This is a genomic window from Vibrio sp. B1FLJ16, assembly GCF_905175385.1.
Lineage (GTDB): Bacteria > Pseudomonadota > Gammaproteobacteria > Enterobacterales > Vibrionaceae > Vibrio.
The window spans coordinates 229,078-255,979 of record NZ_HG992750.1 but is presented as its reverse complement, the minus strand read 5'-3'; the positions used below and the strand labels follow the sequence as shown (position 1 = coordinate 255,979).

At 44.6% G+C, this 26,902-nt stretch carries 23 protein-coding genes; 12 read left to right on the top strand and 11 right to left on the bottom strand.

The features are described from left to right. Window positions 1-86: 86 nt before the first annotated feature. Both ppsA and KHN79_RS15270 read left to right on the top strand, forming a co-directional pair. A complete protein-coding gene (gene ppsA / locus KHN79_RS15275) occupies window positions 87-2,456 on the top strand; it encodes a phosphoenolpyruvate synthase (protein WP_182010210.1) in 2,370 nt (789 codons plus the stop codon). A gap of 191 nt (window positions 2,457-2,647) precedes the next feature. After that, a complete protein-coding gene (locus KHN79_RS15270) occupies window positions 2,648-3,427 on the top strand; it encodes a hypothetical protein (protein ID WP_182010211.1) in 780 nt (259 codons plus the stop codon). Between the two features lie 93 nt (window positions 3,428-3,520). On the opposite strand, the gene KHN79_RS15265 is transcribed toward KHN79_RS15270, so the two are convergent. Beyond that, window positions 3,521-4,555 carry a spermidine/putrescine ABC transporter substrate-binding protein gene (locus tag KHN79_RS15265; RefSeq protein WP_182010212.1) on the bottom strand — a complete coding sequence of 345 codons (1,035 nt, stop codon included), beginning with the start codon at window positions 4,553-4,555 and terminating at the stop codon, window positions 3,521-3,523. Window positions 4,556-4,782: 227 nt separating this feature from the next. Between KHN79_RS15265 and KHN79_RS15260 the strand changes: the two genes are divergently transcribed. The 3 genes from KHN79_RS15260 (at window position 4,783) to KHN79_RS15250 (ending at window position 7,768) form a co-directional block, all read left to right on the top strand. Beyond that, window positions 4,783-5,037, top strand: a complete 255-nt coding sequence (locus KHN79_RS15260) for a hypothetical protein (RefSeq protein WP_182010213.1) — start codon at window positions 4,783-4,785, stop codon at window positions 5,035-5,037. A 246-nt stretch (window positions 5,038-5,283) separates the two neighbouring features. Next, window positions 5,284-6,867: a BCCT family transporter gene (locus KHN79_RS15255; protein WP_182010214.1), complete on the top strand. Its 1,584-nt coding sequence runs from the start codon at window positions 5,284-5,286 to the stop codon at window positions 6,865-6,867. A 241-nt stretch (window positions 6,868-7,108) separates the two neighbouring features. Next, window positions 7,109-7,768 (top strand): HAD family hydrolase, encoded by a 660-nt coding sequence (locus KHN79_RS15250; protein ID WP_182010215.1) that lies wholly within the window; start codon window positions 7,109-7,111, stop codon window positions 7,766-7,768. Between the two features lie 103 nt (window positions 7,769-7,871). On the opposite strand, the gene KHN79_RS15245 is transcribed toward KHN79_RS15250, so the two are convergent. The 4 genes from KHN79_RS15245 to KHN79_RS15230 form a co-directional block, all read right to left on the bottom strand. Further along, the gene (locus KHN79_RS15245; protein ID WP_182010216.1) at window positions 7,872-8,576 is read right to left on the bottom strand and encodes a PEP-CTERM sorting domain-containing protein; all 705 of its coding nucleotides are present in this window, start codon (window positions 8,574-8,576) and stop codon (window positions 7,872-7,874) included. 685 nt (window positions 8,577-9,261) lie between these two features. Next, window positions 9,262-9,528, bottom strand: coding sequence for a hypothetical protein (locus KHN79_RS15240; RefSeq protein ID WP_182010217.1), 267 nt, complete (start codon window positions 9,526-9,528; stop codon window positions 9,262-9,264). Window positions 9,529-9,824: 296 nt separating this feature from the next. Next, window positions 9,825-12,983, bottom strand: coding sequence for an efflux RND transporter permease subunit (locus tag KHN79_RS15235; RefSeq protein ID WP_182010218.1), 3,159 nt, complete (start codon window positions 12,981-12,983; stop codon window positions 9,825-9,827). 13 nt (window positions 12,984-12,996) lie between these two features. Beyond that, window positions 12,997-14,154, bottom strand: a complete 1,158-nt coding sequence (locus KHN79_RS15230) for an efflux RND transporter periplasmic adaptor subunit (RefSeq protein WP_182010219.1) — start codon at window positions 14,152-14,154, stop codon at window positions 12,997-12,999. Between the two features lie 730 nt (window positions 14,155-14,884). Here KHN79_RS15230 and KHN79_RS15225 point away from each other — a divergent pair. Beyond that, the gene (locus KHN79_RS15225) at window positions 14,885-16,393 is read left to right on the top strand and encodes a phospholipase D family protein (RefSeq protein WP_182010309.1); all 1,509 of its coding nucleotides are present in this window, start codon (window positions 14,885-14,887) and stop codon (window positions 16,391-16,393) included. A 49-nt stretch (window positions 16,394-16,442) separates the two neighbouring features. On the opposite strand, the gene KHN79_RS15220 is transcribed toward KHN79_RS15225, so the two are convergent. Further along, complete coding sequence (locus KHN79_RS15220) at window positions 16,443-16,913, bottom strand: ASCH domain-containing protein (RefSeq protein WP_182010220.1); 471 nt, start codon at window positions 16,911-16,913, stop codon at window positions 16,443-16,445. A gap of 237 nt (window positions 16,914-17,150) precedes the next feature. Here KHN79_RS15220 and KHN79_RS15215 point away from each other — a divergent pair, with 237 nt between their 5' ends. Continuing rightward, window positions 17,151-18,002, top strand: coding sequence for a hypothetical protein (locus KHN79_RS15215; RefSeq protein WP_182010221.1), 852 nt, complete (start codon window positions 17,151-17,153; stop codon window positions 18,000-18,002). Between the two features lie 5 nt (window positions 18,003-18,007). Next, the gene (locus KHN79_RS15210; RefSeq protein ID WP_182010310.1) at window positions 18,008-18,403 is read left to right on the top strand and encodes a DUF2391 family protein; all 396 of its coding nucleotides are present in this window, start codon (window positions 18,008-18,010) and stop codon (window positions 18,401-18,403) included. A 7-nt stretch (window positions 18,404-18,410) separates the two neighbouring features. Here the strand turns inward: KHN79_RS15210 and soxR are convergent, their stop codons facing one another. Then, a complete protein-coding gene (soxR, locus tag KHN79_RS15205; protein WP_182010222.1) occupies window positions 18,411-18,842 on the bottom strand; it encodes a redox-sensitive transcriptional activator SoxR in 432 nt (143 codons plus the stop codon). A 95-nt stretch (window positions 18,843-18,937) separates the two neighbouring features. On the opposite strand from soxR, the gene KHN79_RS15200 reads away from it, so the two are divergent. Continuing rightward, on the top strand, window positions 18,938-20,149 hold the full coding sequence (locus KHN79_RS15200) for an MFS transporter (protein WP_182010223.1): 1,212 nt from the start codon (window positions 18,938-18,940) through the stop codon (window positions 20,147-20,149). A 341-nt stretch (window positions 20,150-20,490) separates the two neighbouring features. Continuing rightward, window positions 20,491-22,515 carry an elongation factor G gene (fusA, locus tag KHN79_RS15195; protein ID WP_182010224.1) on the top strand — a complete coding sequence of 675 codons (2,025 nt, stop codon included), beginning with the start codon at window positions 20,491-20,493 and terminating at the stop codon, window positions 22,513-22,515. A 114-nt stretch (window positions 22,516-22,629) separates the two neighbouring features. Here fusA and KHN79_RS15190 read toward each other — a convergent pair whose 3' ends face one another. Continuing rightward, a complete protein-coding gene (locus KHN79_RS15190) occupies window positions 22,630-22,824 on the bottom strand; it encodes a hypothetical protein (protein WP_182010225.1) in 195 nt (64 codons plus the stop codon). Window positions 22,825-23,035: 211 nt separating this feature from the next. Here KHN79_RS15190 and KHN79_RS15185 point away from each other — a divergent pair, with 211 nt between their 5' ends. Beyond that, window positions 23,036-23,566, top strand: coding sequence for a copper resistance protein NlpE (locus KHN79_RS15185; protein ID WP_182010226.1), 531 nt, complete (start codon window positions 23,036-23,038; stop codon window positions 23,564-23,566). A gap of 118 nt (window positions 23,567-23,684) precedes the next feature. On the opposite strand, the gene KHN79_RS15180 is transcribed toward KHN79_RS15185, so the two are convergent. After that, complete coding sequence (locus KHN79_RS15180; RefSeq protein ID WP_182010227.1) at window positions 23,685-24,569, bottom strand: LysR family transcriptional regulator; 885 nt, start codon at window positions 24,567-24,569, stop codon at window positions 23,685-23,687. A 92-nt stretch (window positions 24,570-24,661) separates the two neighbouring features. Between KHN79_RS15180 and KHN79_RS15175 the strand changes: the two genes are divergently transcribed. Beyond that, window positions 24,662-25,570, top strand: a complete 909-nt coding sequence (locus tag KHN79_RS15175) for a DMT family transporter (RefSeq protein ID WP_182010228.1) — start codon at window positions 24,662-24,664, stop codon at window positions 25,568-25,570. Between the two features lie 53 nt (window positions 25,571-25,623). On the opposite strand, the gene KHN79_RS15170 is transcribed toward KHN79_RS15175, so the two are convergent. After that, window positions 25,624-26,142 (bottom strand): glycine zipper 2TM domain-containing protein, encoded by a 519-nt coding sequence (locus KHN79_RS15170; RefSeq protein ID WP_182010229.1) that lies wholly within the window; start codon window positions 26,140-26,142, stop codon window positions 25,624-25,626. A gap of 212 nt (window positions 26,143-26,354) precedes the next feature. After that, window positions 26,355-26,714, bottom strand: coding sequence for an acyl-CoA synthetase (locus KHN79_RS15165; protein WP_182010230.1), 360 nt, complete (start codon window positions 26,712-26,714; stop codon window positions 26,355-26,357). Window positions 26,715-26,902 lie beyond the last annotated feature (188 nt).

Below are 26,902 nucleotides of genomic sequence, written 5' to 3'. Positions count from 1 at the left end.
TACTTTTAACGAGCAATAACGAGTAAGCATTTGTTTAGATTGACTTAAGTCCCCCTACAAAAGCTGCAATGTTTCTGGAGAAAGACATGCAAAAGAACACCCTCTGGTTCAATGGCCTATCCATGAATGATGTCGACAAAGTCGGCGGTAAGAACGCTTCGCTTGGTGAAATGGTTTCTAACCTGGCTAACGTTGGCGTTTCGGTTCCAAACGGTTTTGCGACAACTTCCTATGCGTTCAATAAGTTCCTTGACCACGAAGGATTAGATGAGCGTATCCACCAATTACTCGATGAACTGGATGTCGAAGATGTAGAAGCCCTGCGTAAGACAGGTGCAGCCATCCGTCAATGGGTATTAGATGCCCCTTTCCCGGCAGATCTTGAACAAGACATCCGCGAAAACTATCAAGAACTGATTGAAGGTAACCCTGAACTTTCAGTCGCAGTTCGCTCTTCTGCGACAGCGGAAGACCTTCCGGATGCATCCTTTGCAGGCCAGCAAGAAACGTTCCTTAACGTGAAAGGTATTGACGCTGTACTGGAAGCAACTAAGCACGTTTATGCCTCTCTGTTTAATGACCGTGCTATCTCATACCGTGTACACCAAGGCTTCGACCACCGCGGTATCTCGCTTTCAGCGGGTATCCAGCGCATGGTGCGTTCAGACAAAGCGTCTTCTGGTGTTATGTTCACTCTGGACACAGAATCTGGCTTCGACCAAGTAGTATTCATCACTTCTTCTTGGGGTCTGGGCGAGATGGTTGTTCAGGGCGCAGTTAACCCGGACGAGTTCTACGTTCATAAGCCACTATTAGAGGCTGGTGAGCACCCGATCGTTAAGAAAACGTTTGGATCTAAGCAGATCAAAATGATCTACTCAAACAACCAAGAGATCGGTAAACAAGTAGACATTATTGACACGTCAGATGAAGAACGTAACCACTTCTCTTTGAATGACGAAGAAATTAAAGAGCTTGCAAAACAAGCGATGATCATCGAGAAGCACTACCAGCGTCCAATGGACATTGAGTGGGCGAAAGATGGTATCGACGGCAAGCTTTACATCGTTCAGGCACGCCCAGAGACGGTATGTTCTCAAAGCGAGAAGAACGTAATTGAGCGTTACGAGCTAAACAACAAAGCAGACGTTTTGATTGAAGGTCGTGCAATCGGTCAGCGCATCGGTAAAGGCACAGTACGTTTGGTTGATTCTCTGGATCAAATGTCACTGGTTCAAGACGGTGACGTTCTGGTTACCGACATGACTGACCCGGACTGGGAACCAGTAATGAAGAAAGCGTCAGCTATCGTAACCAACCGTGGCGGCCGTACCTGTCACGCAGCGATCATCGCACGTGAGCTTGGTATCCCAGCAATCGTTGGCTGTGGCGATGCCACCAGCAAGTTGACAGACGGTATCGAAGTAACCGTATCTTGCGCCGAAGGTGAAACGGGTTACGTTTACCAAGGCGATCTGGAGTTTGAAGTTAAACGTTCTTCAGTAGACGAGCTGCCACTTCTGCCGACTAAAGTAATGATGAACGTCGGTAACCCAGACCGCGCGTTCGACTTTGCTCAGATTCCGAACGAAGGTGTTGGCCTTGCGCGTCTTGAATTCATCATCAACAAGATGATTGGTATTCACCCTAAAGCGCTACTGAACTTTGACGCTCAAAGCGATGAGCTGAAAGCTGAAATCACTGATCGCATCCGTGGATACAAAGATCCTATCGACTTCTACGTAAGTAAGCTGACAGAAGGTATCGCAACTATCGCTTCTGCATTCTGGCCAAAACGCGTTATCGTTCGTATGTCTGACTTTAAGTCGAACGAATACAGTAACTTGGTTGGCGGAAAAGCTTACGAACCACATGAAGAGAACCCTATGCTGGGCTTCCGCGGTGCATCTCGTTACATCTCACCGGTGTTTGAAGACTGTTTCGAACTGGAAACTCAGGCAATCAAACGCGTTCGTAACGAAATGGGGCTGAAAAACGTAGAAATCATGATCCCATTCGTTCGTACTCCAAGCGAAGCAGCGTCGGTTATCGATCTGTTAGCTAAGTTTGATCTGCGCCGTGGCGACCAGGGTCTTAAAGTCATCATGATGTGTGAACTTCCTTCGAACGCTGTTTTGGCTGATGAGTTCCTGAAGTACTTCGATGGTTTCTCTATTGGCTCAAACGACATGACTCAGCTTACACTTGGTCTGGATCGTGACTCCGGCGACGTAGCTCACCTGTTTGATGAGCGTAACGCAGCCGTCAAAGTGATGCTGAAAATGGCGATCGACGCAGCAACCAAAGCAGGTAAATACGTAGGCATTTGTGGCCAGGGCCCTTCTGACCATGAAGACCTAGCGGAATGGTTGATGGAGCAAGGCATCAGCTCTGTATCTCTTAACCCGGACACGGTTATCGATACCTGGTTACAGTTAGGTAAAGTTAGCAAGTAACCCGTTAGAAACTGAATCAATAGAAGCCCTCAAACCTAGATTTGGGGGCTTTTTGTATTCAGCAACAAAGCTTTATGTCAATATTAATTCAAATCGTGACAACATTCTCAACCTTTAGTGATATGTAATTTTCCCTCTGCTCAATTTCACCTAAAATGTTAAGACATCCATGTCTCAAGAGATTGAAGTTAATGAAAAAACCAGTTGCTCTCCTAACTACATTACTGTTCCTCAGCTCTCCCGCCCACGCCGACTGGGATAAGATTTCCGAAAAAATGTCCGAGCTGGGAGAAGCGGTTGCAGAAGGTGCGCAAGAGGCATGGGACAGCACTAAAACGTTTTCCAAACAAGCTTGGCAAGATTTCATGAACTGGTCAGAAGAAGCGATAAACACGGCTGGTGAATGGACAGACGCGAGTATTGAAAAAAGTAAAGAATGGATTGATATTGCAGACAAAAAAATTGATGAACTAATGGAAGGCGATACACCGGAAGAGGCTCGTCAAGCGGTCGATTTAATGGCTGACAGTACCCTTTTCAAACTATTTAACGAGCAACCAGAATCCAAAGCAATCTATGATCGCGCCTATGGTTATGCTGTGTTTGACTCGCGAGCGCTATCTTTATTGTTCCATGCTGATTCTGGCTCCGGTGTTGCTGTCAATAAAGAGACCGGAAAACGCACGTACATGAATATGTTTGGCATGGGAGTAGCACTTGGTCTTGGGGGCAAGTTCTACCAGCAGGTCGTCCTATTCGAGAATAAAGAAGATTTCGACGCTTTCATTAGTGACGGCTGGGACGCTTCCAGTAAAGCCTCTGCGGTTGCAGGGGAGCAAGCCGATGAGCTCGCTGCACATATCAATAACAATGTCGCCGTTTATCAACTGAACTCCAAAGGTTTGCTTTTTGATGCAAACGTGTCAGGTTCTAAATACTGGGTCATTGAAGAGTTGACTAGTTCGCAGTAATACACAACTTCGTAATTCACTTGACGCCGGGTATCTGAGTTAGCCGTTGACTGGCACATTAGCCAGCCAACGGAGTCCAGCTCCCACAAGGCATTATTGATTTCGTAGTCGTTGCCAGTAAGTCTCGTAAATCGCCAACGTTTCAGCGCCGACATCATTAATAAACTCGCCTTTTCTCATATCGTCTTCGGAAGGGAAAATAGTCAGATTATTTTTCAGTTCATCCGGCAACAAATTACGTCCCGCATTGGTTGCAGAAGCGTACCCAAGGCTGTTAACGATTTCAGCCTGATTTTCAGGCTGGTACATGAAGTTAATAAACTTATGCGCTAACGCCTTATTTTTACTGCCTGACGGAATAGTGAAGTTATCCATCCACAGCACTGCACCTTCTTCCGGCATGACAAACTTCAGCTCGGGCATTTCTACCTGCCCTTGAAAAGCATTACCGTTCCACTGCATTCCGGCAGACGTTTCGCCAGACACATATGGAACTTGCGGTGCATCAGAGTTGTACAACAATACGTTATTTTTCAACGCCACTAACGACTCATATGCCTGTTTGATTTCCGCTTCATTTTTGCTGTTCACACTATGACCGTTCATTTTCAAAGCCATACCGAACACGTCGCGAATATCATCAATTAACATCACTTGTTGCTCGTACTGCGCATCCCATAAGTCAGCCCATTTTGTGACTGGTTGCTCTACCATGGATTCGTTGTAACTGATCCCGGTAACACCCCAAATGTACGGCAGCGAGTAGTCATTTTTAGGATCGTGAGCTTGCCCTAACAAACCTTGCATCGTGTCTTGCATGTTTGAGACCTGAGCATGGTTGATCTGAGCAAGTAACCCTTCTCTTCCCATTTTTTCAATGAAATAGGCAGAAGCAAACACAACGTCATAACCAGTGCCTTTGACTAGTTTTAGCTTGGTGTACATTGATTCATTATTCTCAAAGGTCGAATAGTTAACCGTCACACCTTCTTGTTTCTCAAATGCTTTTAATGACGCTTCCGGCAAATAGCCGCCCCATGCATAAACGTTCAATGTTTTGCTTTCTGCATGAGAAAACATGCTGAGAACAAGTGCACTCAGCCCCAATCCTTTGATGATAAATTTCATGGTATGTAGTCCAAACCAGTCCAGCGACGCGCTGGGATTCGGGTGCATAATTAGTTAATAATTAAACAATTAAAAGAAAAATTAATTAATCTTTAAAAGCAAAAATATTTATTGAATCCTACGACTTTCTAAACGTCCAAAACACGGGCGTCTCGAAGTCATTTAGGTATATAATCTCTATTTTGAAATATTTTGTTACGTTACTTAGGTAACACTTGAGATTAAAAATGAACAATAGCAGATGGTTCGGCTTACTAGGCGGCATGATCTTTTTACTCATTACATTGCTGCTTTTTGGATCTTCCGTCCATACTGCGTGGTATCAATTTCCCGTAGAAGCCATCAACGGGATTGCTTTCATCTTCGCTTTTGGACTCGGGCTGAACAAAGTTCTTTCTTATGCTGTTGCGTTAATTACTCTTACAGCAATGTTCTATATTGGCTATGTTTTTGGGTATCGTATTCATCGAAAACTTAAGTAACCCTTAAATGGCTCCACGCGATGAGCATGAATGTGCAGTAATCACTCCTGTTTACGCTATAGCTTCGCCTTCTCATCTACTGTAAATCAAGAGTTTGATTAAGAAGAAAACAGAGGCTCTGAATCTAAGGTTATATTCGTTTTCTCGACGTGTTAGTATCACCGGTTTTTTGAACACCCTCACACTTTTCACTGATTTGATGTTAGGGAAATACACGGCTTTCGAGCCCTAAAAAGCGAAGTACTTATGTCGAATATGACGAATACCGTCTCTCATGCTCCTATTCAGGAAGCAGACTATGCTGCAATTCACCCTCCATCTCTAGTAAAGCGACTCGAACTGGCTAACCCCGTATTTTGGTTAAGTGGTAGTTTACTGACCCTGTTCGTCCTGCTTGCTCTCACAAATACCAACTCTCTGACCGCAATGGTTAACACTGGCTTCAGTTTTGCCACAAAATATTTTGGCTCATACTGGCAAGTATTACTTCTTCTCAATTTCCTTATTGGTTTGGCTTTGGCCTTTGGACGAACTGGTCACGTTCGTTTAGGTCGCCTAGCAGAACCTGATATTGATAACTTCAAGTGGTTATCAATCGTCCTCTGTACCCTACTTGCCGGTGGTGGTGTCTTCTGGGCAGCAGCAGAGCCTATTGCTCACTTTGTTACTGCTCCACCACTCTTTGGAGAAGCTCCAGCAAAAAAACTAGCAATCAATGCCTTATCTCAGTCTTTTATGCACTGGGGATTCTTAGCCTGGGCCATCCTTGGTGGTCTGTCTTCAATAGTATTAATGCACCTTCACTATGACAAAGGCCTTCCCCTAAAGCCGCGCACTCTGCTTTACCCTGTTTTTGGTGATAAGGCCATCAATGGCTGGATTGGTCACATCGCGGATGCTTGCAGTATCCTCGCAGTCGCAGCAGGCACAATTGGCCCTATCGGTTTTCTTGGTCTGCAAATCAGCTACGCACTGAATTCCCTGTTTGGATTACCAGATACCTTTGTTACTCAAAGCGGCGTTATTGTTGCAGCAATTTTACTGTATACCCTTTCAGCTCTTAGTGGTGTAAGTAAAGGTATTCAAATAGTCAGCCGCTATAACATTGTGCTAGCCGTACTTTTGATTGGGTACATTTTGGTTGTTGGTCCAACTAGCTTTATCATTGACGGCTATATTCAGGGTGTTGGCCGCATGGTCGATAACTTTATACCAATGGCACTTTACCGTGGTGATACAGACTGGCTTAGCTGGTGGACGGTGTTCTTCTGGGGTTGGTTCATTGGTTATGGTCCAATGATGGCGATCTTTATCGCACGTATTTCTCGCGGTCGAACAATCCGCCAGCTGATTATGTCTATTAGTATCGCTGCTCCTCTCATTACCTGTTTTTGGTTTAGCATTGTTGGCGGGAGTGGTCTGTCATTTGAGCTGGATAATCCTGGCTTAATTTCATCCGCCTTTGAAGGTTTTAATCTCCCGGCGGTATTGCTTGCAATCACCTCGGAACTGCCATTCCCGATGGTTATTTCAGTGTTTTTCCTGATCTTAACTACAACCTTCATTGTCACTACCGGAGACTCGATGACGTACACTATCAGTGTGGTCATGACTGGCTCTACGGAACCCAACGCAGTAATTCGCACCTTCTGGGGATTAATGATGGGTGTCGTTGCTATTGCGCTCATCTCAATGGGTTCAGGTGGTATTTCTGCCTTGCAATCGTTTATCGTAATTACCGCTGTACCAGTGTCTTTAATCATCTTACCAAGTATTTGGAAAGCGCCAAATATAGCGAAACAGATGGCAAAAGATCAGGGCTTAGTATAGTCACTCGAACTATGACTCTCGGTAATGGTATATCCATTATCGGGAGTTTCTTACTTCTCCGTTTCTAATTGTCTACTCTAAATTGTCATATTCCTCTCCTAAGATATCATGAGGCCGGTCTCAGAAGAAAAGCCGAACTACGAGCTTTGCATTAATGTAATTCTGGGTCACTATCAAAGGAGTAGCAGACACCTCAAGCTACTCTTTGACATAAATAAAATTCAATCAGTGAGAGCATAAAATGTCCAAACCTTTGTACGTGTTTGATATGGATGAAACCTTAATCAACGCTGACTGCGCGATGATTTGGAATGAATTTTTGGTGGAGAAAGGCATAGCAACGGAGCCTAACTTCATTGAAGAAGACCAACGTCTGATGAAACTCTATGCTGAAGGCAAAATGGATATGGAAGATTACCTTACGTTTTCTATGGCGCCGCTGTCTGACATTCCTGTTGAGCAAGTAAAAACACTGGTTACGGAATGTGTAGACAAGCAAATTCTTCCTAAACAATTTAGGCAATCCATAACTTTGATTGAGCAACTCACTCGCGATGGCATCGATATGGTGATCATTTCCGCTAGCGTGACTTTCTTAGTTGAAGCAGTTGGTCAACGTCTTGGAATTCCAACGGCCCTCGGGATCGACTTAGTTGAACAACAAGGTAGTTACAGTGCTGAAATCTCCGGGATTCCAAGCTACAGAGAAGGAAAGGTCACCAGACTGCAACAATGGTTAGAGGCACAGCCAGAATCATACTCAGAAATCCATTTCTATACTGATTCCATCAATGATTTACCGCTCTGCCAGCGCGCGGACTTTGCCTATTTGGTCAACCCATGCCCCCGCTTGAAAGAGCATTCGAATCAGCCAAACTGGACGGTGCTAAGTTGGGATTAATTAAGAGTTATTGACCGTTATGGAGAAGACTGTAAAAGAGCAACGATAAAAGCTGCTCTTTTTAGTTAAGGTGAGAAAGTGTATCGGGAGTAAAGCCTGTAAGTTAGTCTGAATACTTCTTACTTTGCCTGCGACGTAACAACCCTGCACCGAACAACCCAAAGCCTAATATTGCCAGCGAGGAAGGTTCTGGCACCGCAACTGGCGATTCGAAACCAAACGGGTTTGTACCCTGGCCTTCAACCGTGACAGCAACAACAAAGTCATCGAAATCTGCGTCTTCGCCAGCGCCGCCATCATTAAAGAACAGGTAAGCAGTGCTTAAGTCGTTCACATCGAAGCCTAAGAAAAAGTTTTCCTCAACATCAGCGTTATACCCATTAAACACCCCGCAGAAGAGGTCACAACCGAAGCCAAATGGTAAATACTCTTCATCATTGTGATAGAACGTTTCGGTAACACTATCTCCAATGCTATTAGATTCACTCAACACTATAGGGTTGTCGATTAAAGGTGATTCATATTCGAATAAAAAGTTGTATTTACTCGATTCAGAACCAAGGTAGGTAAAGGAAAGATTGTATGGACCAGTATTAGTAGAATCGAATCGTACGTTCGCTCCTGTCCAGCCAAAGATATTATCGGTATTCGTTACCTGTGTATTGCTATAGGTTCCTGAGATGACACTCGTTAGTGAATAGTAAGGTACTGCATCGGCTATTTTATCAATAACAAGACCAGCATTTGTTTGAGTAGCAAATAAAGCAGAGGAACCAAGAATAGATACAACCAAAAGTTTTTTTATCATTAATGTAACTCCTTAACAAACAAAGAATAATCACACCATGATCATTCATCCATATAAAAGCAAGAATTACACCAACAAATAAACCAAATAAAATCAAATAGTTATACTTAACTCTTTGATTTAATGTAAAAAAACCTGACGTTTTCCCCTCGGTTTACTATAGGTAAACACAACAAATCCGAATGCACCTCATCCATTTTCCGCAATAAAAAAGATTCAAAATGCCGTATGTGGCAGGTCAGTTTCTCATATCTAAGTATTAAAAATTGGGTAGTGCTGGAATGGTACTTAGTAGGCTTTTAAAAACATATTTCCCGCACACGCAAAACACATCTGCAACAAAATGACATTGAAAAGTAACAATAATGAAATCATTGATTGAAAAATTAACATTTTCACAATCGTTACAGCAATGTTAACTTTAGCTCAGTTGGTCGCGCTGGTGGTAAGCCTCTCACCAAGCTATTGTCAGTTTGATAAGGATATTCGACCATCTCCATAATGAATAGACACCCAATTTGGTGCCCTTTATTTCGCCCACAAAGGTAGTTCTTTGTGGGCATTTTTCTGTCTGAAATTTTCAAACGGACACAAAAAAGCCAGCTACTAAAGCTGGCAAGTAGAGTAACAAAGGCAACGCCGACTGCTAACTAGCGCCGCTCTCGTTTTAGAAGTGAATCAGGCGTTATGATTTAGTCACATTTGTTTTTTGACACAGGATCTTTACCAGTTGTGCCTGTTCTTCTTTTATACGTTTCACGATTCGTGCGTCTTGCGCTTCGATATCATCTATGTTCATCTGCTGAATATCTATTATCGCTTCTTGCTTCATCTCAGAAAAATCCTGACGTAAATCTGAGCTCCACTCTTCCTTGTCTAAAGTGTTAGCAGCAGCGATTGGTGATGACATTACAGCAATAAGACCCAGAGTAGAAAGAAATACGCTTTTCATAGCAAGCTCCTTGACGATTAGCAGTTTAGTTAGGGTACGCTTTATATATTGCACGTAGGATGCCAAGTTTTAATTCTTTTATAATCAATAACTTATGTGGATGGGCATTTTCTTTATAAGCAAGTCAGAGGTAAATTTCGCACACTGAGTGTTAAATTAACCAAAGCTATTTATCTCCTCATATTATTCGAAGAAATTATGTGTCAGGTAGCCTCTAATTAACTTTTACTGTTGCTTCCCGTTCGAACAAAAAAAGCAGCCGAAAGGCTGCTTTTTAAACTCAGGTTATATCTACTTTAGTTCGATGCATTTACACAAACTTCAGTTCCCTCACTCTGCTTTCTGAACCGACCGATAAAACGAGCGAAGAAACGTTTTATCGCTCTGAAAATATTCTTAATATCCTCAAGCATCAAGTACAGGCATGGGACTAAGACTAACGTCAGTACCGTCGCATACAAAACAGCAAAGCCTAAAGCCACCGCCATCGGAATAACGAAGCGAGCCTGTAAACTTGTCTCAAACATAATCGGCAGAACGCCAGCAAACGTAGTAATTGATGTTAGGGTAATCGCTCGGAAGCGCGCGCACCCGGCCTCAACAACCGCTTGCTTGATGCCCATACCTTTTTCTCTGACTTGGTTTACATAGTCTGTCATAACAAGCGAGTCATTGATGACCACGCCCGCAGCAGCAATAAGACCAAATGTCGACATCATACTGATGTCTAACCCCAGCCAGAAATGCCCCCAAATCGCGCCAGTTAAGCTGAATGGAATTACGGACATCACAATCAATGGCTGTGTGTAACTCTTCAGAGGAACCGCGAGCAGGATGTAAACGATGATCATACCGGCAATAAAGAACAGAATCTGTTCGTTACGCTGAGCGGCTTGTTCTTCAATATCACCACCTAGCTCAGTCTTAACACTTGGATACTGCGTCTTCATATCAGGCAAGATGCTATCATCAATGATTTTCACCACTTCTTCTGGCTCGATAAGCTCTTCGTCAATAGAACCGTATACATACACGGTTTGATAACCACCCTCACGGCGAATGGTGCTCACACCTGGTTGCTCATTGATCTGCACAACATCACCCAGCATAACTTTCTTGCCCGCTGGCGTTGTAATTACGGCATAGCGCAGAGATGAGAAAGCTTCACGCGTTAGCTGAGGATAACGCACCATAACCTTAATTTCTTCACCGTCACGGATAATACGCTGTGCTTCCCCGCCATAAAAACTGCCGCCGACTTGCTGCGCAATCATGGTGAGATCCAAACCGAGATCGTAAGCTACAGGTGCAAGGGACAGAAGTACTTCTTTGCTACCAGAGTCAATGGAAGAGGATATATCGTAAAGACCTTCCTGCTGCTGTAAGCGATCAATCAGGTAACGGCCTGCTTCATTCAGCTCATTGATATTTGAGCCAAATAGTAGATAGCCGAACTCGTCCCTGTCACCGCCACCCGCGCTTTGTTCGCGAATCTTAATGCTCTTCATCCCGGGAATAGTCGGCATAGCTTCACGCCAGCGTCGTGCAAGTTCAAAGGTATTGAAAGGACGCAGATCCTCATCGACTAGAGGAACCAACACGCGACCTTCGGTACGGCTTCGGTTGTAAGAAAGCACGTCGCGAATCATTCCCTGACCATGCTCTTCAATGGTTTGAGATTCGACTTCCTGCATTACGCGCTCAATAGTTTTGAGTGCTTCAATGGTTTGTTCGCTCGATACGGTATCATTCATTTCAATGGTGATAGCCGGGTAATCCGTCGGTACTTTCGGGTTCGGGATAACGCGAACATAGTTCGAGTTAACCAAAGCCGCGCTGATAGCCAGTAAACCACAGAATACGGCGAAAACAGTCCAGCGCCAGTGTGTACACTTGGTTACTAAGTTACGATACGTGCCATTTACGAAACCAAAAAAGCGTTGATTAAAGCGATCACGCCAGCCACCAGGCTTGATTGGTTTAAAGTTGGTATGTGCAAGGTGAGCAGGAAGGATTAACTTCGATTCAATCAGACTGAAGATTAAACATAAAATCACGACGCCCGCGATACCGTAGAAGAATGCACTATCAATACCACTAGAAAGTAAGAAAGGAGCAAATACAGCAATGGTCGTCAACACACCAAATGTTGCTGGTGTTGCTACGCGCTTGACGCCACGAACAACGTTGTCGACACCACCGCCTTTTTCTTCTATTTCGCTGTAAGCACTTTCACCCATGACAATGGCATCATCAACGACGATACCCAGCACCATAATAAAGGCGAATAGCGAAACGATGTTCACTGTGATTCCCAAAGCAGGCATGAGCATTACCGCGCCGAGGAAACAGACCGGTAAACCAATCATTACCCACATAGCCAATCGGAACCGTAAGAAGATCGTCAACATGATGGCGACCAGCGCAGCACCCTGTAACAGGTTTTTCAGCATCATGTCCAGGCGGCCATTCAGGTAATAAGTCATGTCCACCAGAACCTTGAGCTGAACATCACTCGGTAATGTTTTGTTTTTTGCTTCAATGTACTTATGAACTGACTCCGCGACGGGAATAATATTTTGGTCGCGCGTCGCTTCTACCGACATGTAAATTGCGTTTTGTCCAGAGTACTCAAAGTAACGCTCTTGTTCGGTAAAACCATCTTTAATAGTCGCTATATCCTGCAGCAAAACTTTTGCGCCGTTAGCACCAAGCTTTACTGGAATATTTCTGAACTCATCTCCGTGGTAATACTGGTTCTCAATGCGTACCGCAATCATTCCGGAATTTGTTTTTACTTCACCGGCAGAATAGTTCGCGGAGTAACGACGAATAGCATCGCTGACATCATTTAAAGTAAGATCATACTTACGAAGAACAAGAGGATCGACTTCAATCGCGATCTCTTCTTCAGGCGCACTCAAATACACCAGCATGACGTTTTTTAACTGCAGAAGCTCATCTTCAATTTGCTTGGCAATCGGTTTCAGCTCTTCTAGTGGCCTGTCGCCAACAAGCCCCATTTCGATAACGTCCTGACGCCACTCAACCTGATAGACGTTGATTGGCTCCATGCCCGCAGGCAAATTAGATAACGTATCAATACGCTGGTTAACATCATCGAGAACTCGTTTAATGTCAGCATTCACATCCACTTCGATGGAGACATATGCACTACCACGGGAGGCTCGCGAAACGACTTTTTTGAGCCCGGTAACGTCTTTGATCGACTCTTCGACTTTAACCAGGATGCTTTCTTCTATTTCTTGCGGCGATGCTCCTGGGTAGGTTGCTCGTACGTCAATGTAGTTTACTTCAACGTTAGGAAACATCTGCCTTTGAATAAACAGGTAGCTCACGATACCCATGATGATGATGAACACCATCAGCAGGTTTGCGGCTACAGGGTTATTAGCAAAATAAGCAATTAAGCCCTTTTGATTAGTATCTTCCATGACTAACTCCTACTTACTGTACGACGGTTTCGGAGTCGTCACTCTTTTTTGCGATTTGCACCGCCATGCCTTTTTGCGGGTATTCAGGCAGAGTCAGAACCAGTTTGTCACTCTGCTCTAGACCATCGGCCACCAGCATGAACTCACCTTCAGCCCGAAGTACTGTCACCGTTCGTGGCTGTAGTTCATTGTCATCATTCACCACCCAGACAGTGCGGTTTTTAACCAGCTCCTGAGGGAGACGATAAATGTGTTTGAGCTCCTTACCAACAAAGCTGACTTCAACAAAAGAGCCAAACTTGATTGGCGGTTTCTCTTGATCGATGCCGTAAGGATCTTCAACCTGAATGACCATGTTGATCATTCGGGTCGCGCTATCAATCATCCCCAGGTCGCGAACGACTTTACCTTCGCGAGTTGTTGACAGAATGCCTTGCTGAGTCACGGTTGCTTTAAGGTCTTGCATAGATTGCGGCAAAAATGCACTATCAAAACCCGCTATTGGGACATGAATTTCTGCGACTTCTATATTGTTAAGAGTGGCGACGCGAGAGCCGGACGTGATGTACTGGCCAACACCGATATCGCGTTCCACAACCAGCGCATCATACGGAGCAACCACTTTGCAGTTTTCCAGATCACGTTTGGCGCGTTTCAGAGCTGCCTGAGCGGACTTTACTTGCGCCTGGGCACTCAGCACATGCGGTTTACGCAGGTACAAATCAGTGACTTGCTTATCACTTAACTTCTTTGCCTGACGCTTGGCAACTTCCGCTTTTGCTTGTTCCTCGATCAGTTCAGCACGAGCACTGGCCAATGCGGCTTCCGCCTGGAGTACCGCAGCTTCGTAGTTATCACTTTCAATGGTGAATAACACTTCACCACGCTTAACAATACCACCGGTAACAAAGTTCTCATGCCAGCTAATAACTTCACCACTAACTTGCGCAGAAAGATGTGTTTTCTCAAAAGGAACCAATTCACCGTGGCTGGTAATTACCACTTTATGATCGGTAGGAAATAGAGAAGAGGCTTGAACGGTAGGTTCTGTGATTGGGTCTTTGACCGACTCTTTTTCTGGTGCTGTCGCTGCTATTGCAGCGTACCCGGCATAAGAGCCACCAGCAACAACAAACGGTAAAAGCCAACGTAACACGGGTTTTGATAACATCAAAAAATCCTTTTTATTTTTTTATTCACTGTTTTTCTCACGGCTGACTACCGGTACTCAAAGCCACTGTTGAGGCATCAAGTTCCATCAGTCCGGCCGTTACTTCCATGAGCAAACGGTGAGGTAGTTATCCCAATCTGAATAATTTATAGGTAATCCACTTATCCAGATTGGTATTGCATCTGAAATAGACCATTGTGTTCTTCGCCAAATAACAAAAGCGGCTAAGCCATGATCGCTACTTGGGCTAAGTTAGAAAGCAACGCTTACGGATAATTACGACCATAAACCGCGAAGAATTATCCTGAAAAGCTCATAAAATTAACAAATGTTTAACTCACTTCGCAAGTAGCGTTACTTTACTTCCACTTTTTACACGCAAACAACATGCCACAAACTAAACTCTTTCATTTCAATAAGTTAATGATGGTAAGTTTACTGGGGTAGTTATGTATTGGTTAGAATCGCTATATCTTAGTGATTCCAACCAATTAGAGTAAAAGCATTAATTAAATAAATGATAATGTTCGCCTAAAAACTAGAGCTAGAACAAAGAAATCCCGAGGACAAAACTTCCCAAAATACCTGATCTCGGTACGCCGCTCTCACAACACGAACTTCTTGGTGCAACACTGGCTCCTAAACTTTGAAAACTGCACCACAACCAGTTACTTAGGTCTATACTCTATAAGTAACTATCTGTAATACAAGGATATGCTCATTGCACCATATGTTTACAAAGCTCATTCTGACTTGCATGTTTGCTTGTCTGCCTGCCTGCTCTTCAATCGAGTACAGGGATCCTAGTGAGAAATCCACTACGTTCCAGTACGGCTACCAGACAGACTCGGCAATTTCGCTGTACTTTGAAGCTTATGGAAAAGACCCGACCACAGATACCGGATTTTATCCCCTCAACCAGGGGCATGATGCGTTCCTCGCCCGAACCTCGCTGATAGAGTCCGCACAAAAAAGCTTAGATCTTCAGTACTATATCTATCGCGGCGACGAAACCAGTACGTTCCTCACCTGGCGTTTGTATGAAGCAGCCAAGCGGGGCGTCCGAATACGTGTGCTGCTTGATGACATGCAAAAACGTAACGATAACGTCATGGCTGCAATTAACACGCATCCAAACATCGAAATCCGCTTGTTCAACCCTCACCAGTACCGTTCTGCACGATTATTCGGATTCGCGACGAATTTCGACAGGCTGAATCGCCGTATGCACAACAAATCTTTAATCGCCGACAGCGTTGCGGCTGTTGTTGGTGGGAGAAACATTGGCAACGAGTACTTCTCTTATGAGTCTACTGTCTCTTTTGGTGACTTCGACCTGTTACTCTACGGAGAAGCTGTGCAACAAACTGCCGACCAGTTTGACCTTTACTGGAACAGCATTTACGCCGTGCCAATGGAGTGGATCTTCCCGGATGCAGATCAAGTCACAGATGCAGATATTAACCAACGCGTCCATGAACTGAAACTAGAGGAGAAATTCTCTAAAGGTCGTTACGACTTCACAGATCTGGAGTTGTACCAAGAGATAGCTAAGAACAAGCTCAACCTTTATTGGGGCAAAGGTGAAGTATGGTTCGACTTACCAGATAAAATAGCGACACATGAGAGTCAGCTAGTGGGCAACTTATCCGAGCTATTTAGCAATGTAGAGCACTCATTCGTGCTTATTTCGCCCTATTTCGTTCCAACTGAGGCAGGGACAAAAGCGCTTATCAAAGCTGCCAGAAGAGGTATCGACATCACGATCATCACCAACAGTCTGGCATCTAATGATGTCTTTGCCGTTCACGGTTGGTACTCAAAATACAGGAAAGCGCTGCTCGAATCCGGTATAGAAATATGGGAAATGAAAGCGAGCGCGAAACTAAAGAGTAAATGGAGCCTAACAGGCAGCAGCAAGGCCAGTTTACATGCCAAAGCGATGATGATAGATAATAAAACCCTTTTTGTCGGCTCCATGAACTGGGATCCGCGTTCAGCAAAACTTAACACCGAGATGGCAGTGGTCATAGAACAGCCTGAATATGTGCAAAGTTTTCTCGCAACCTTACCTGAAGCACTGAATAACAATGGCTACCGCCTCAGCCTCGAAGACGATGACATTATCTGGACTGACAGTAAAACCGGACAGATATACCACTCCGAGCCGGAAGCCGGAATGCTGCGCAGATTCGGTTCCTGGTTCGCAGGTATACTGCCAATAGAAAAGCAACTTTAACTTCTTATTAATGAAAACAGCGCCTGAGCAGGCGCTGTTTTCATTATTTTTATCCCAACGGATAGACGACTTTAAACCTTTCAAGCACTAATAAGCGCTGCTCATGCCAATCAATACCCAGTTCATCACACTCCGCCCGGAAAAACCTGGTATGGGCTTCACGCCACCATAGTAAACTACTATCTCCCTCTCCTTCTGCCTGAGCAAAATCTTCTCTCACTTCATTGTAGGGGCAAGTGCGCACATCGGTAATCTCAATCACGCAGACGGGCTCCCCATCCCAATTTGTCACAACTTGTAAGTGCCCGACTTCAGGCATTACCTCTCCGTGTTCGCTGTACCAAAGCTCCATACTGCATGATGCAGTTTTTTGTCCTGTACGAACCAACTCTGCACATGTATTCGCGTTAAATTCGTCCGCACAATAATAGTCAGCACTTACCGATGGTATGGCTTCTCTTTGCTGAACGGAAAGCAATGAAAGGTATTGGTTAAGGTAGTTTTTAGATCTTGCATCCATGAAAATAGCGCCAAAAATCAATAAGTAGAAACAAGCATAACGACTCGGATAATGAAGGACAAGATTACAAGCTAAAGCGTTTAGTTCTCATCGCCTGTTGACTAAAAAACTTCTACGATATCGGGTAGATAACAAGAAAAGAATCTACTATTTCTTTAGCATCCACTTTGGTAAACGTTTGTGCGATTTGTTATTGTTGCATGGTCTATCTGTATTCTTAACGCAAAAGGACGTTTTATGCGCTTATTCATTGGTATTTTTTTCTCCCTGATTCTTTCGCTGCCAGCCTTGGCATCTGAAGAAAAATATTCAGAATCAGACCTATTAGATAGACCTCTTATGGAGCGCTATATATTAGATGAACTCAAAGCACTGCGTCAGGACTTCCAGAGCCTGGAGAAGCGCACAATCACTGAAATCACTGACCGTGAACTGAGCGTCGCTGACAAATCACTGAACTACGCCAACGTGACCGTTACCTACTTTTTCTACATCATAGCGGGGGTAGCATCACTGATCGCTTTTGTTGGCTGGCAATCACTAAGAGAGTTCAAACATAACACTAAAGAGATGGCCGATAAGCGACTAGATAAGATCGCACGCGAATATGAGAAGAAGTTTGTGGCTCTGGAAAGAGACTTAAAACGCAAAACCCGCATCATCAGTGAAAACAACAAAGAAATTGAGAAGATCAACGAAATCCACAATTTATGGCTTCGTGCACAAAGCTCACAAACACCAGAGCAGCGTATTGAGATCTATGATGAAATTCTGGTTATCCGCCCTGGTGATTTAGAAGCCCTGACTTACAAGGCTGACGCTGCAATGGAAATTAACGAATACCATTGGGCTCTGAGCTTATGTAACCGAGTTTTAGAAGTGGATTACACTAACGGTCCTGCGCTCTACCAGCGTGCTTGTGCATACTCTCGACTAGGTGTCGAAGAACAAGCAATTGAAGATCTGGAACGTGCGATTGAGTACAGCCCTTCGATTCGTGACTTGCTGGCAGAAGAGCGCGATCTTGAATTACTGCACGGTAACGAACGATTTGAGAAGCTGTTACAACTCGGCCAGCCTAACGAATGATCAACATAAGCCGACACTTTAATTTAGAAGATGCCAGCCAGGTACTGGTTGGCGCTTTCGCCCTCGCGGTGCCGATTTCGTTCTCCGAAGAAGCGTGGCGTTTAGGAGAAAGCCTTCCAATGACCAACCTGCTTATGTTGTTAAGTCTCTCGGTCATTTTCCTGAGTTTTTTTGCTTATCAGAGTGTGTTTCAAAGCCGGATCCGGCACCGTGTCTCGATTTTCATTTTCCGCGTTTTTATCGCTTACTCCATCGCGGCGGTCGTCGTCGCATTGGTATTACTTTGCCTGGATAAGCTTCCCCTACTAACCGAACCATTGGTCGCGCTCAAGCGTGTAATTGTCATCACCATGCCTGCCTCTATGGGCGCTATTGTGGTCGACAGTTTCGATAAAGAATAAACCGACCTTACTCGTCCAACGTTAAATTAGAGCCAGAATGCTCTTTACCTAATACATCTTCTGGATTACGCAAAGCACAAGTTTCAAGCGATAAACAACCACAACCAATACAGCCACCTAAGTCATTTTGCAGTGCTTGGAGCTGCTGAATTTTATGTTCTAGTTGCTCGTGCCATTGGCTCGCCATCCTTTCCCACTGTGCTTTATTGGGCGCTTGATGTTTTGGTAAATTATCCAGCGCCTGTTTTATCTCTTCTAAAGAAAGCCCAACCTGCTGCGCTGCTTTTATAACCGCGACACGGCGTAATACACTTCGATGATAGCGGCGTTGGTTACCCTGATTACGCCAGCTCGAAATCAATCCTTTTTGTTCATAAAAATGCAGCGCCGAAACTTTTACTCCAGAGCGCTTCGCCACTTCACCTACGCTGATATCCATCCCTGATTCCTTTCATCTTAAAAGTTAAAAAGTACTTTACCTCAAGTTTACTTGAGGTTTTAGAGTTAAACCAAACTAATTACTGAGGAAATAATATGAACAACAAAACTCAGCCTTACTTGGTCGGAAGGTTTTTCGACAGTATATCGTCAGGGTTATTTATGATGGCTCTGCCCTGGATCATGTTATCCACCCCAGGAATGGGTACCTTCGTTGCTGTGGTATCTTTGACTTGTACCGCGGTCTCTTTCCTGGTCACCCCTTTGTTTTCTACTTTAATTGACCGACATTCGCGCAAGGCACTGTTGGTTGGGAATCAATGGCTTCAGGCTTGGATGGCGTCAGTGGTATTCAGTGTCTATTGGCTGGGGATGGACTCTCAATGGCTATTAGCATTCGCTCAGTTGGTGTATTGGGTATCGAGTAATTTTGCCTGGGCAACGAACAATGCGTTTACTCAGGAAAACTACCAGCAGCATGAATACGCCAGAATCTCCAGCCAGCAGGAGATTGTGATGCAATCAACCACGCTTGGTGCTGGCGCGCTTGGAGTTGTATTACTGGAACAGTGGGGGATGAAAGAATTCGCGCTGTTCGCTGCAGCAGCTTCAGCATTGGCTGCGATTTTTTACATGGCTACGCCTTACACTCGCCAACTAAGGGAATCACACACAGTGCCTTTCTTGAAGCAAGTGATAGAAAGCAAACATTTATTTAGCCAAAAGCCGGTCTTTTACGGATTTATTTTACTTTCTAGCCTTACCTATCCTGTATTGACCTATTTGAGCAAGCTAGTGCCGATTTGGTTTTCCGAACAGGGCATTACTGGTGATTGGTTCGCAGGCTTTAACATCAGCTTTGGGCTAGGGTCCCTGTTTACCGGGCTTGTCGTCACGACCGTCCTTAATCGCCTGCCGCACGCCAGCATTATATTCGCATCGATGGCGGTACTTTCCTTAACTCTGGTCGGTATGAGTTTCTCAGTGCACCCTATTGGCATTCTAACGTTAATCGCTCTGTTTGGCGTTTTTAATGCCTTAAACCGAATTGCACGAACAAACTGGATGCATCATACCGTCCCCGTTCATCAGCGTGGACGCATAGACGGTGGGCTAAGTATGTTTAGTACCACGGTGCAATCGCTAAGCTACGTTGTGATTGCGTTGCTAAGTCACTATGAGATGACCCGTTATGGTTTTTTATTTGCAGCCGGAGTGATGCTGGTAGCAGTCGGTACAATGTGGGGACTGTATCGTCAACTCACTCCCTGTAACGAAACACCTCTTCAAACTAAACAAAGTATCTAAGATCATGAGGAAACAGAAAAGGATAACAGCATGAGACAAATCACACCGACTTTATGGTTTTTGCGCCATGCTGTTACTGAAAGACCAAATAAAATGATTTTGGTGGCGATAAATATATTCGTTGCCTACAAAAAATGATCAAAATAGATCAACAACTTCTAATATCGTAATAACCCTTTAATCTGCTTTCTCAGCAAGGCGGTTATATGCATAAAGTCATCCGGAAAATGACATGGAAGACGAATAGGCGGTAAACCCGCCGACTCCAATGCAGTTCGTGACCTGATAACAGGTTTATCTGGAAACTGCGGTTTCCTAATGTCACCATGCAAGGAGGCTTTATGCCTATCAATAAAATCCGCAACATCGCTTTTGTCGGTCAGACCGGAACCGGTAAAACCACGCTCGTCGAAAAACTGCTCTTTACCTGCGACGCGACTCATCACCTCGGCAGCGTAGAAAAAGGCGATACCGTAACCGATTTCGATCCACAGTCTATTCAGTATCAGCACAGCATTGAGGCAACCCCTGTCGCCTTAAGCTGGAATAACCATCGACTCAATATTATCGACACGCCGGGGCAAAGTGAGTTGCTAGGTCGAACTATCAGTGTCTTTCCGGCAGTTGAAACCTCAGCACTTATCATCGATCCGCAAACACCTCTTAATCAAACGTCTGATCGCTTGTTTGCATTTGCCAAGGAGCAACAAAAATGTCAGATGATCATCATTAACAAGCTCGATAATCACGGTAATCAGCTACAACTTTTGATGGATAACATCGTCTCGCATTTTGGCGACAAATGCTTGCCCATCAACTTACCTTCTGCCGACGGTCAATCCGTGGTGGATTGCTACTTTGAGCCCGAATTAGAGAGTGACACCTTACTTGCAAAAGTCTCTGAAGCCCATGAAACCCTGATTGACCAGGTAATCGAAGTCGATGAAGAGTTAATGGAGCTCTATTTGGAGCAAGGCTCGGAGCTAACGGCTGAACAGCTGCATGACCCGTTTGAAGAGGCCTTAAGAACCGGACATGTAATCCCAATCTGCTTTGTCTCCGCACAGACCGGAGCGGGTATTGAGCTCCTGCTACGTACCATGGCGGAAATCATGCCGATGCCAAACGAGGGTAACCCACCACTGCTTGAGAAGAACGGTAAAAAGATCAAAGTAAACTGTGAAACGTTAGATCATACCGTGGCTCACGTTTATAAGATCAGCGTCGATCCTTACATGGGTAAGCTCGCTTATCTACGCGTTTACCAGGGCGAAATCAACGCAGGCAGCCAGCTATATATCGGAGAGAGCAACAAAGCGTTCAAAGTGGGACATCTGTACCAACTGCAAGGTAAAGAGCGGATGGAAATTCCGCGAGCGCTGGCAGGTGATTTTTGTGTGCTCGCCAAAGTAGATGATCTTGAGTTTGACTCAATTGTCCATGATTCCCATGATGAGGATGGCGTCGAGCTTAAAACACTCAACTTCCCTGACTCAATGTACTCTTTGTGCTTAAAACCACTAAAACGCGGCGACGAACAAAAACTGGGCGATGTACTCAATAAAATTTCCAGCGAAGACCCTTCACTGCGCATTGAACACCGCGCCAGAACCAATGAAACCATCATCAGCGGTCAGGGGGAGTTTCACCTGAAAGTGGCGTTAGAAAAAATGGCAAGCATCTATAAGTTGGAAGTAGAAACCTGCCAACCGAGCGTCGAGTATTATGAAACCATCACTAAGCCCGCAGAAGGCCACTACCGACACAAAAAACAGAGTGGCGGCGCTGGCCAGTTCGGGGAAGTTCAGCTTCGGGTACGTCCTCTCGAACGCGGTACAGGATTCCAGTTCATCAATAAAGTCGTCGGTGGTTCTATTCCCACCGCGTTAATCCCCGCTGTAGAGAAAGGGATCTTACAAGCATTGGAAGAAGGGGCAATCTCGGGTAACCCTATCAAAGATGTAGAGGTGACGGTCTATGATGGTAAATATCATTCAGTCGATTCAAAAGAGATAGCCTTTGTCATCGCAGGTAAAAAGGCATTTCTGGATGCAATAAACAATGCCGACCCGATCGTTCTTGAACCAATAATTCAACTGGAGCTGCACATTCCAACGGCTAACGTCGGGGATGTATCAGGCGACCTGTCCGGGAACCGAGGATTGATAGAGGGTACCGAGCCAATTGATAATAACTTTACTCTGATCAGAGCTAAGTCACCAGTGAATGAACTGCAAGACTACGCTCGCAGATTAAGAGCAATCACCGGCGGGGAAGGCAGTTTCAGTATGACGTTAAGCCACTATGAGCCGGCTCCTCCAGCGGTTCAAAAGCAAGTGTGTCAAAGCAGCACTCAACAGAACTAACCTTAGTAAAACAGTACTTTAAAATCAAAACGCCCTCATGTGGAGGGCGCTTTCTTTCATTATCTGCCAGCAAAGAACTCACGTTCCGTCATCTGGCAGAAAATAGACTGTTCTCTATTTATCTAACGACAATCCAATTTGACTGATTTTCTGTTCAAACTCTTCAATGCTTTCTGCTTTGTAGGTCGGTGAACCGTTGAAGTAGCGTGGTTTCTCCGGCAGCATGGCATTTTTCAACTCTTTCTCTTGATCGATATTGTCATGATAAACCGTGACACGATGTGGAATATCCTGCTTCATTACAGCCATATTGGTTCTCCTTTCTTATGACGAATTATAAGCGTAGAACGAAATCTGAAGACCAACCAAACTGCAGTGCAAAATTTAGATAACTGCAACAATTTTATGCAAGACATCAGTTTTATGGATAAAACAAGATCACTCCCTTTCTTATGATGTAAATTTAATATGCGGGCAAAACATTATCTTCATAGAAAATACGGATTTAAAGAGGGTTGAAATGAAAAAAGCAATATGTGCATTACTGACTGCCGTTACCTTCCTTGTAGGCTGCCAAGACGAAAAGCCAGCGGAGGCGACCGCAACAGAAACTCCGATAATAGAAGATAATCAGCTCGTTGAAGTTTCTGACGCTATGTTAGTTCCGGAAAAACAGGCTGCTGATGGACAAGGTATTTCCACAGAAACCTTTGTGGACAATGAGCACAACGAAAACAATGCACTAGACTGGAGCGGCACTTACCTGGGTACGATTCCGTGTGCTGACTGTCCCGGAATAGATATCAGCATCACTTTGAATCAAGACGGCACATACAAGCTTGAGCAGACCTACCAGGATAGAGATACTGCTCCGCTAACCTCAGAGGGTCAGTTCATCTGGAATGAGAGCAAAGACACCATAACACTGACAAATGAACAAGTTCCTAACCAATACTTTGTCGGTGAGGACGTACTGATGAAACTAGATATGCATGGTGAAATTGTGACAGGAGAACTCTCCGCTAACTACAACCTGTTCAAAGAAGAGTAAGCGCTTCATTATCTGAAAATCGAAGTTCCCCGATCGGTTTTTTGTATCTGTTCGGGAGCTATAAACGTACCTAATTTTTCCGCAGTACTGCTCAAGCAGAATAGCAAAACCACTCTTTTTACATACACTGCTGCTTCAGCCAATTGGTTAACTTTATTATCTCAGTTTGCTTGGCGCGGCTCTTTTTATGTACAAAGTAAAAGCTATCCCCCGTATCCAAGCCGTGGGATGGGATATAAACCAGATCATGCGCGATATCGCGTTCATTTAGCATAAAGTCATTCGCAAAGGCGATGCCTTGATCGTAACGCGCAGCTTCTATCGCCAGTAGCATGTGGCTGAAGTGCTGAATATCCGCATTCCCGGGTAAAGCAAATCCGCCTTCTTTACACCACTCCGCCCAGTCCCTTCCCCTTTCACGATAAATAGAGTCGGTTGAAAGCAGTGGATACTGCCAAAGTGCTTGTGGCATCGGGCTGTCTTGCATCTCTTTCCAGATTTTATGACTACAGACGGGATACAAGATATCTTCGTACAGATGGACAGACATGTAGTTTCGTTTCGGTTTCTGCACGGTAATGAAACAATCGCCGACACTATCCGTTTGTTCCGGATCGCCAGAAACCATATTAAGAGTGAGTTCGATTTCCGGATACAAGCGCTTAAAATCAGACAAGCGTGGAATCAGCCATTTCACGGCCAGCGAACTGTAAATCGCTAAACGAATACTGCCCTTTTCACCTTCGCGCACCTTCTGACTTGCCATCGCAATGCTGCTTATCGCAGGGCTGATGTCTTCCAGGTATCTCGCTCCGGTGTCAGATAACGAGAGCTTTCGTCCCTGGCGGATAAACAGCGACTCACCTAAATAATCTTCCAGCAAACGGATCTGATGGCTCACCGCACTTTGAGTCACATTGAGCTCTTCTGCGGCAAGAGAAAAACTCAGATTTCTCGCTACTGCTTCAAAACAGTGAACCGCTCTTAGAGGAGGTAATTTCATTATCTAAAAATCTCATATTTAAACTAATAAATATCACTTCACTTCATCCTATGACATCACCTACTCTTGCGCAAAGAATGAGGAGATAAAAAGTGAAAGTCACATCTGTCGGAGCAGCTATGCTGCTATTAGTTGTTGGAAACCTAATCGCGATAATTTCAGACTCTTTGATTAAAAGCGTCGGTAATGAAGTGCCTGTGTTCCAGTTCGTGTTATTTCGACAAGTTTCGGCTGTACTGTTTTTGCTACCTTTTTGCTTACTGAATCGACCAACTCATTTCATGGAAGGATTCAAGTGGCACGCGATTCGAGCCCATATCTGGTTACTTGGCGCGGTGTTCATGGTGGTTGCGATAACCTCACTACCACTCGCGACAGCGAACGCAATTTTCTATGCCGCGCCACTGATTATGCTACCTATCGCTGCACTATTTTTTAATGAACAGCTTTCAAAACAGTCAGTTGCTGCAGCCATCATGGGATTTTTAGGTGTTCTGGTAATCATTCGTCCGGATCAAATCGGCTGGGCAGCTATTTCAGCATTTATCGTCGCTGTCTGTCTGGCCATCAATAACTTATTGATTCGCAAAGTACCAAGAGAGCAATCCGTAATACACACATTACTGATGACTAACTTAGCTGGCATTCCAGTCGCGCTTTTACTGGTGTTTATTGAGGCAGAGCCTTGGGTTTGGAGCGCTTTTCCGGTCGCTGCGGGTTCAAGTCTTTTTATCATGATATACGCAGCGACTTGTGTACTCGCCTATCGTTCAATCGAAAGTAATAAGATTGCCAGTGCAGAATACAGTGGCCTAATAGGCGCAGCTGTAATTGGATTTATTTGGTTTGACGAAGTGCCTGATATTTTCATGGCCATCGGTACCGCCATGATAGTCGTACCATTAATTTGGCTATCAAAAAGAGAGCGCCGCATTCAGAAGCAACAAGCTCAAATCCATGTACACAAAGAGCAGGACCCGCAAGGGGTGCACATTACCTAAAACCCAAAAAAGCCTTTTTGCTAAATACAAAAGGGCTTTTCAGTTTAAATCCATTACTGGGGTAGTACTACGTTACCGTCTTGAACCGGAAAACTCCTGGTCGCCGGCTTGCTCGCAAGACGGACTGTTGTTGGAGCTCCCGCGACTTCATAAGTGACATCATATCCGACAACTTTTTCAGACGTTGTGTACTCTGTGTGACACTGCTGTTTCGTAGTCGTGACCACATCACCTTGTTGTACATTTTCCTGGATTTGACGACCAGTTAATGCGCCCGCAATCGTCCCAGCGGCTGTAGCAATGACTTTCCCAGAGCCACCTCCAATCTGATTACCCAGTGCAGCCCCTGCCGCTGCGCCACCGATAGTGCCCAGGAGCTTATTGCCGTCAGTCGGTTCAACTTGCTGTGTCACTACCACATCTTTACACACTTGTTGAGGATTCTTGACCGTTTCGGTCACCGCCTCAATCAGAGTGATATTTGCTTGCGTTGGAGCCGATGGCTCGCCTACTTTACAACCTGCTAACACTGCAACAACCACCGCCACAGTTGCACAAGATTTGATATTCACGATTTACATCCTATCATCATGTTTTTCTATGCGCGGTATACTAAGTGGTAAAAAAGCATTCACATCAAGAGGAAATAAGCCCTTTGTAATTAAAAAGTAAAAAAATAGTGTTTTTAAAGAAATGTCGAATGAATAGGGTTTGTACCACAGCTTTTGGCTGAACTCGACTTATCAAGCAGAGTCCTATTGGTCAATAGATAACGTCAGAGCAATTACGCCAGGCTGAGAAAAAGCTCATCATCCGATATGTATTTATGTCGATGGCTCATGTTACGCAGATGCATAAACATAAAATCAGGAAAACCCGGAGCGATGATATTGTTTGGCTCCCAGCAAACACCCCCGACAAAAACATAGCGACCTTGCTTGTCATCATCGTGAAGCTGGTTGTTGATTGGCGTAGAAAGCTCGGCGCGGCATCCTTCCACAACACATACAATTTGACCTTTAAACAGACCAATAACACGCCTTACCAGATTAGCTTTGATCCCACACTTCCATGCCTGACGGGTCGCCAGTTCATAGCCGTATTTTCTTATTGCTTTCTTTTGCAAATGTACAACTAAATTCATCTTACACTCCCGATTCAAGCTAATATGCTGAAGCCCAAAGTCATCAAGAAGCAGTTAGACGCACAGTTTAGCCAGAGGGTCAGGCTGAAATGAGTTTCCAGTGTATGCACACCGTCCACAGTACCGCAACGTTGGGTATTGGTACTATAGCGAAATCCCCCTCTACCGTTACCCAACTAATTTTTATC

What these genes read in the sequence shown, in the direction of transcription:
- KHN79_RS15220 (WP_182010220.1), bottom strand. Translation starts at nt 16,913, where the DNA reads ATGGATGCAAGATCTAAAAACTACCTTAACCAATACCTTTCATTGCTT.
- KHN79_RS15265 (WP_182010212.1), bottom strand. Translation starts at nt 4,555, where the DNA reads ATGAAATTTATCATCAAAGGATTGGGGCTGAGTGCACTTGTTCTCAGC.
- KHN79_RS15255 (WP_182010214.1), top strand. Translation starts at nt 5,284, where the DNA reads ATGTCGAATATGACGAATACCGTCTCTCATGCTCCTATTCAGGAAGCA.
- soxR (WP_182010222.1), bottom strand. Translation starts at nt 18,842, where the DNA reads ATGGATATCAGCGTAGGTGAAGTGGCGAAGCGCTCTGGAGTAAAAGTT.
- KHN79_RS15240 (WP_182010217.1), bottom strand. Translation starts at nt 9,528, where the DNA reads ATGAAAAGCGTATTTCTTTCTACTCTGGGTCTTATTGCTGTAATGTCA.
- ppsA (WP_182010210.1), top strand. Translation starts at nt 87, where the DNA reads ATGCAAAAGAACACCCTCTGGTTCAATGGCCTATCCATGAATGATGTC.
- KHN79_RS15165 (WP_182010230.1), bottom strand. Translation starts at nt 26,714, where the DNA reads ATGAATTTAGTTGTACATTTGCAAAAGAAAGCAATAAGAAAATACGGC.
- fusA (WP_182010224.1), top strand. Translation starts at nt 20,491, where the DNA reads ATGCCTATCAATAAAATCCGCAACATCGCTTTTGTCGGTCAGACCGGA.
- KHN79_RS15245 (WP_182010216.1), bottom strand. Translation starts at nt 8,576, where the DNA reads ATGATAAAAAAACTTTTGGTTGTATCTATTCTTGGTTCCTCTGCTTTA.
- KHN79_RS15185 (WP_182010226.1), top strand. Translation starts at nt 23,036, where the DNA reads ATGAAAAAAGCAATATGTGCATTACTGACTGCCGTTACCTTCCTTGTA.
- KHN79_RS15235 (WP_182010218.1), bottom strand. Translation starts at nt 12,983, where the DNA reads ATGGAAGATACTAATCAAAAGGGCTTAATTGCTTATTTTGCTAATAAC.
- KHN79_RS15225 (WP_182010309.1), top strand. Translation starts at nt 14,885, where the DNA reads ATGTTTACAAAGCTCATTCTGACTTGCATGTTTGCTTGTCTGCCTGCC.
- KHN79_RS15200 (WP_182010223.1), top strand. Translation starts at nt 18,938, where the DNA reads ATGAACAACAAAACTCAGCCTTACTTGGTCGGAAGGTTTTTCGACAGT.
- KHN79_RS15260 (WP_182010213.1), top strand. Translation starts at nt 4,783, where the DNA reads ATGAACAATAGCAGATGGTTCGGCTTACTAGGCGGCATGATCTTTTTA.
- KHN79_RS15270 (WP_182010211.1), top strand. Translation starts at nt 2,648, where the DNA reads ATGAAAAAACCAGTTGCTCTCCTAACTACATTACTGTTCCTCAGCTCT.
- KHN79_RS15215 (WP_182010221.1), top strand. Translation starts at nt 17,151, where the DNA reads ATGCGCTTATTCATTGGTATTTTTTTCTCCCTGATTCTTTCGCTGCCA.
- KHN79_RS15250 (WP_182010215.1), top strand. Translation starts at nt 7,109, where the DNA reads ATGTCCAAACCTTTGTACGTGTTTGATATGGATGAAACCTTAATCAAC.
- KHN79_RS15190 (WP_182010225.1), bottom strand. Translation starts at nt 22,824, where the DNA reads ATGGCTGTAATGAAGCAGGATATTCCACATCGTGTCACGGTTTATCAT.
- KHN79_RS15230 (WP_182010219.1), bottom strand. Translation starts at nt 14,154, where the DNA reads ATGTTATCAAAACCCGTGTTACGTTGGCTTTTACCGTTTGTTGTTGCT.
- KHN79_RS15180 (WP_182010227.1), bottom strand. Translation starts at nt 24,569, where the DNA reads ATGAAATTACCTCCTCTAAGAGCGGTTCACTGTTTTGAAGCAGTAGCG.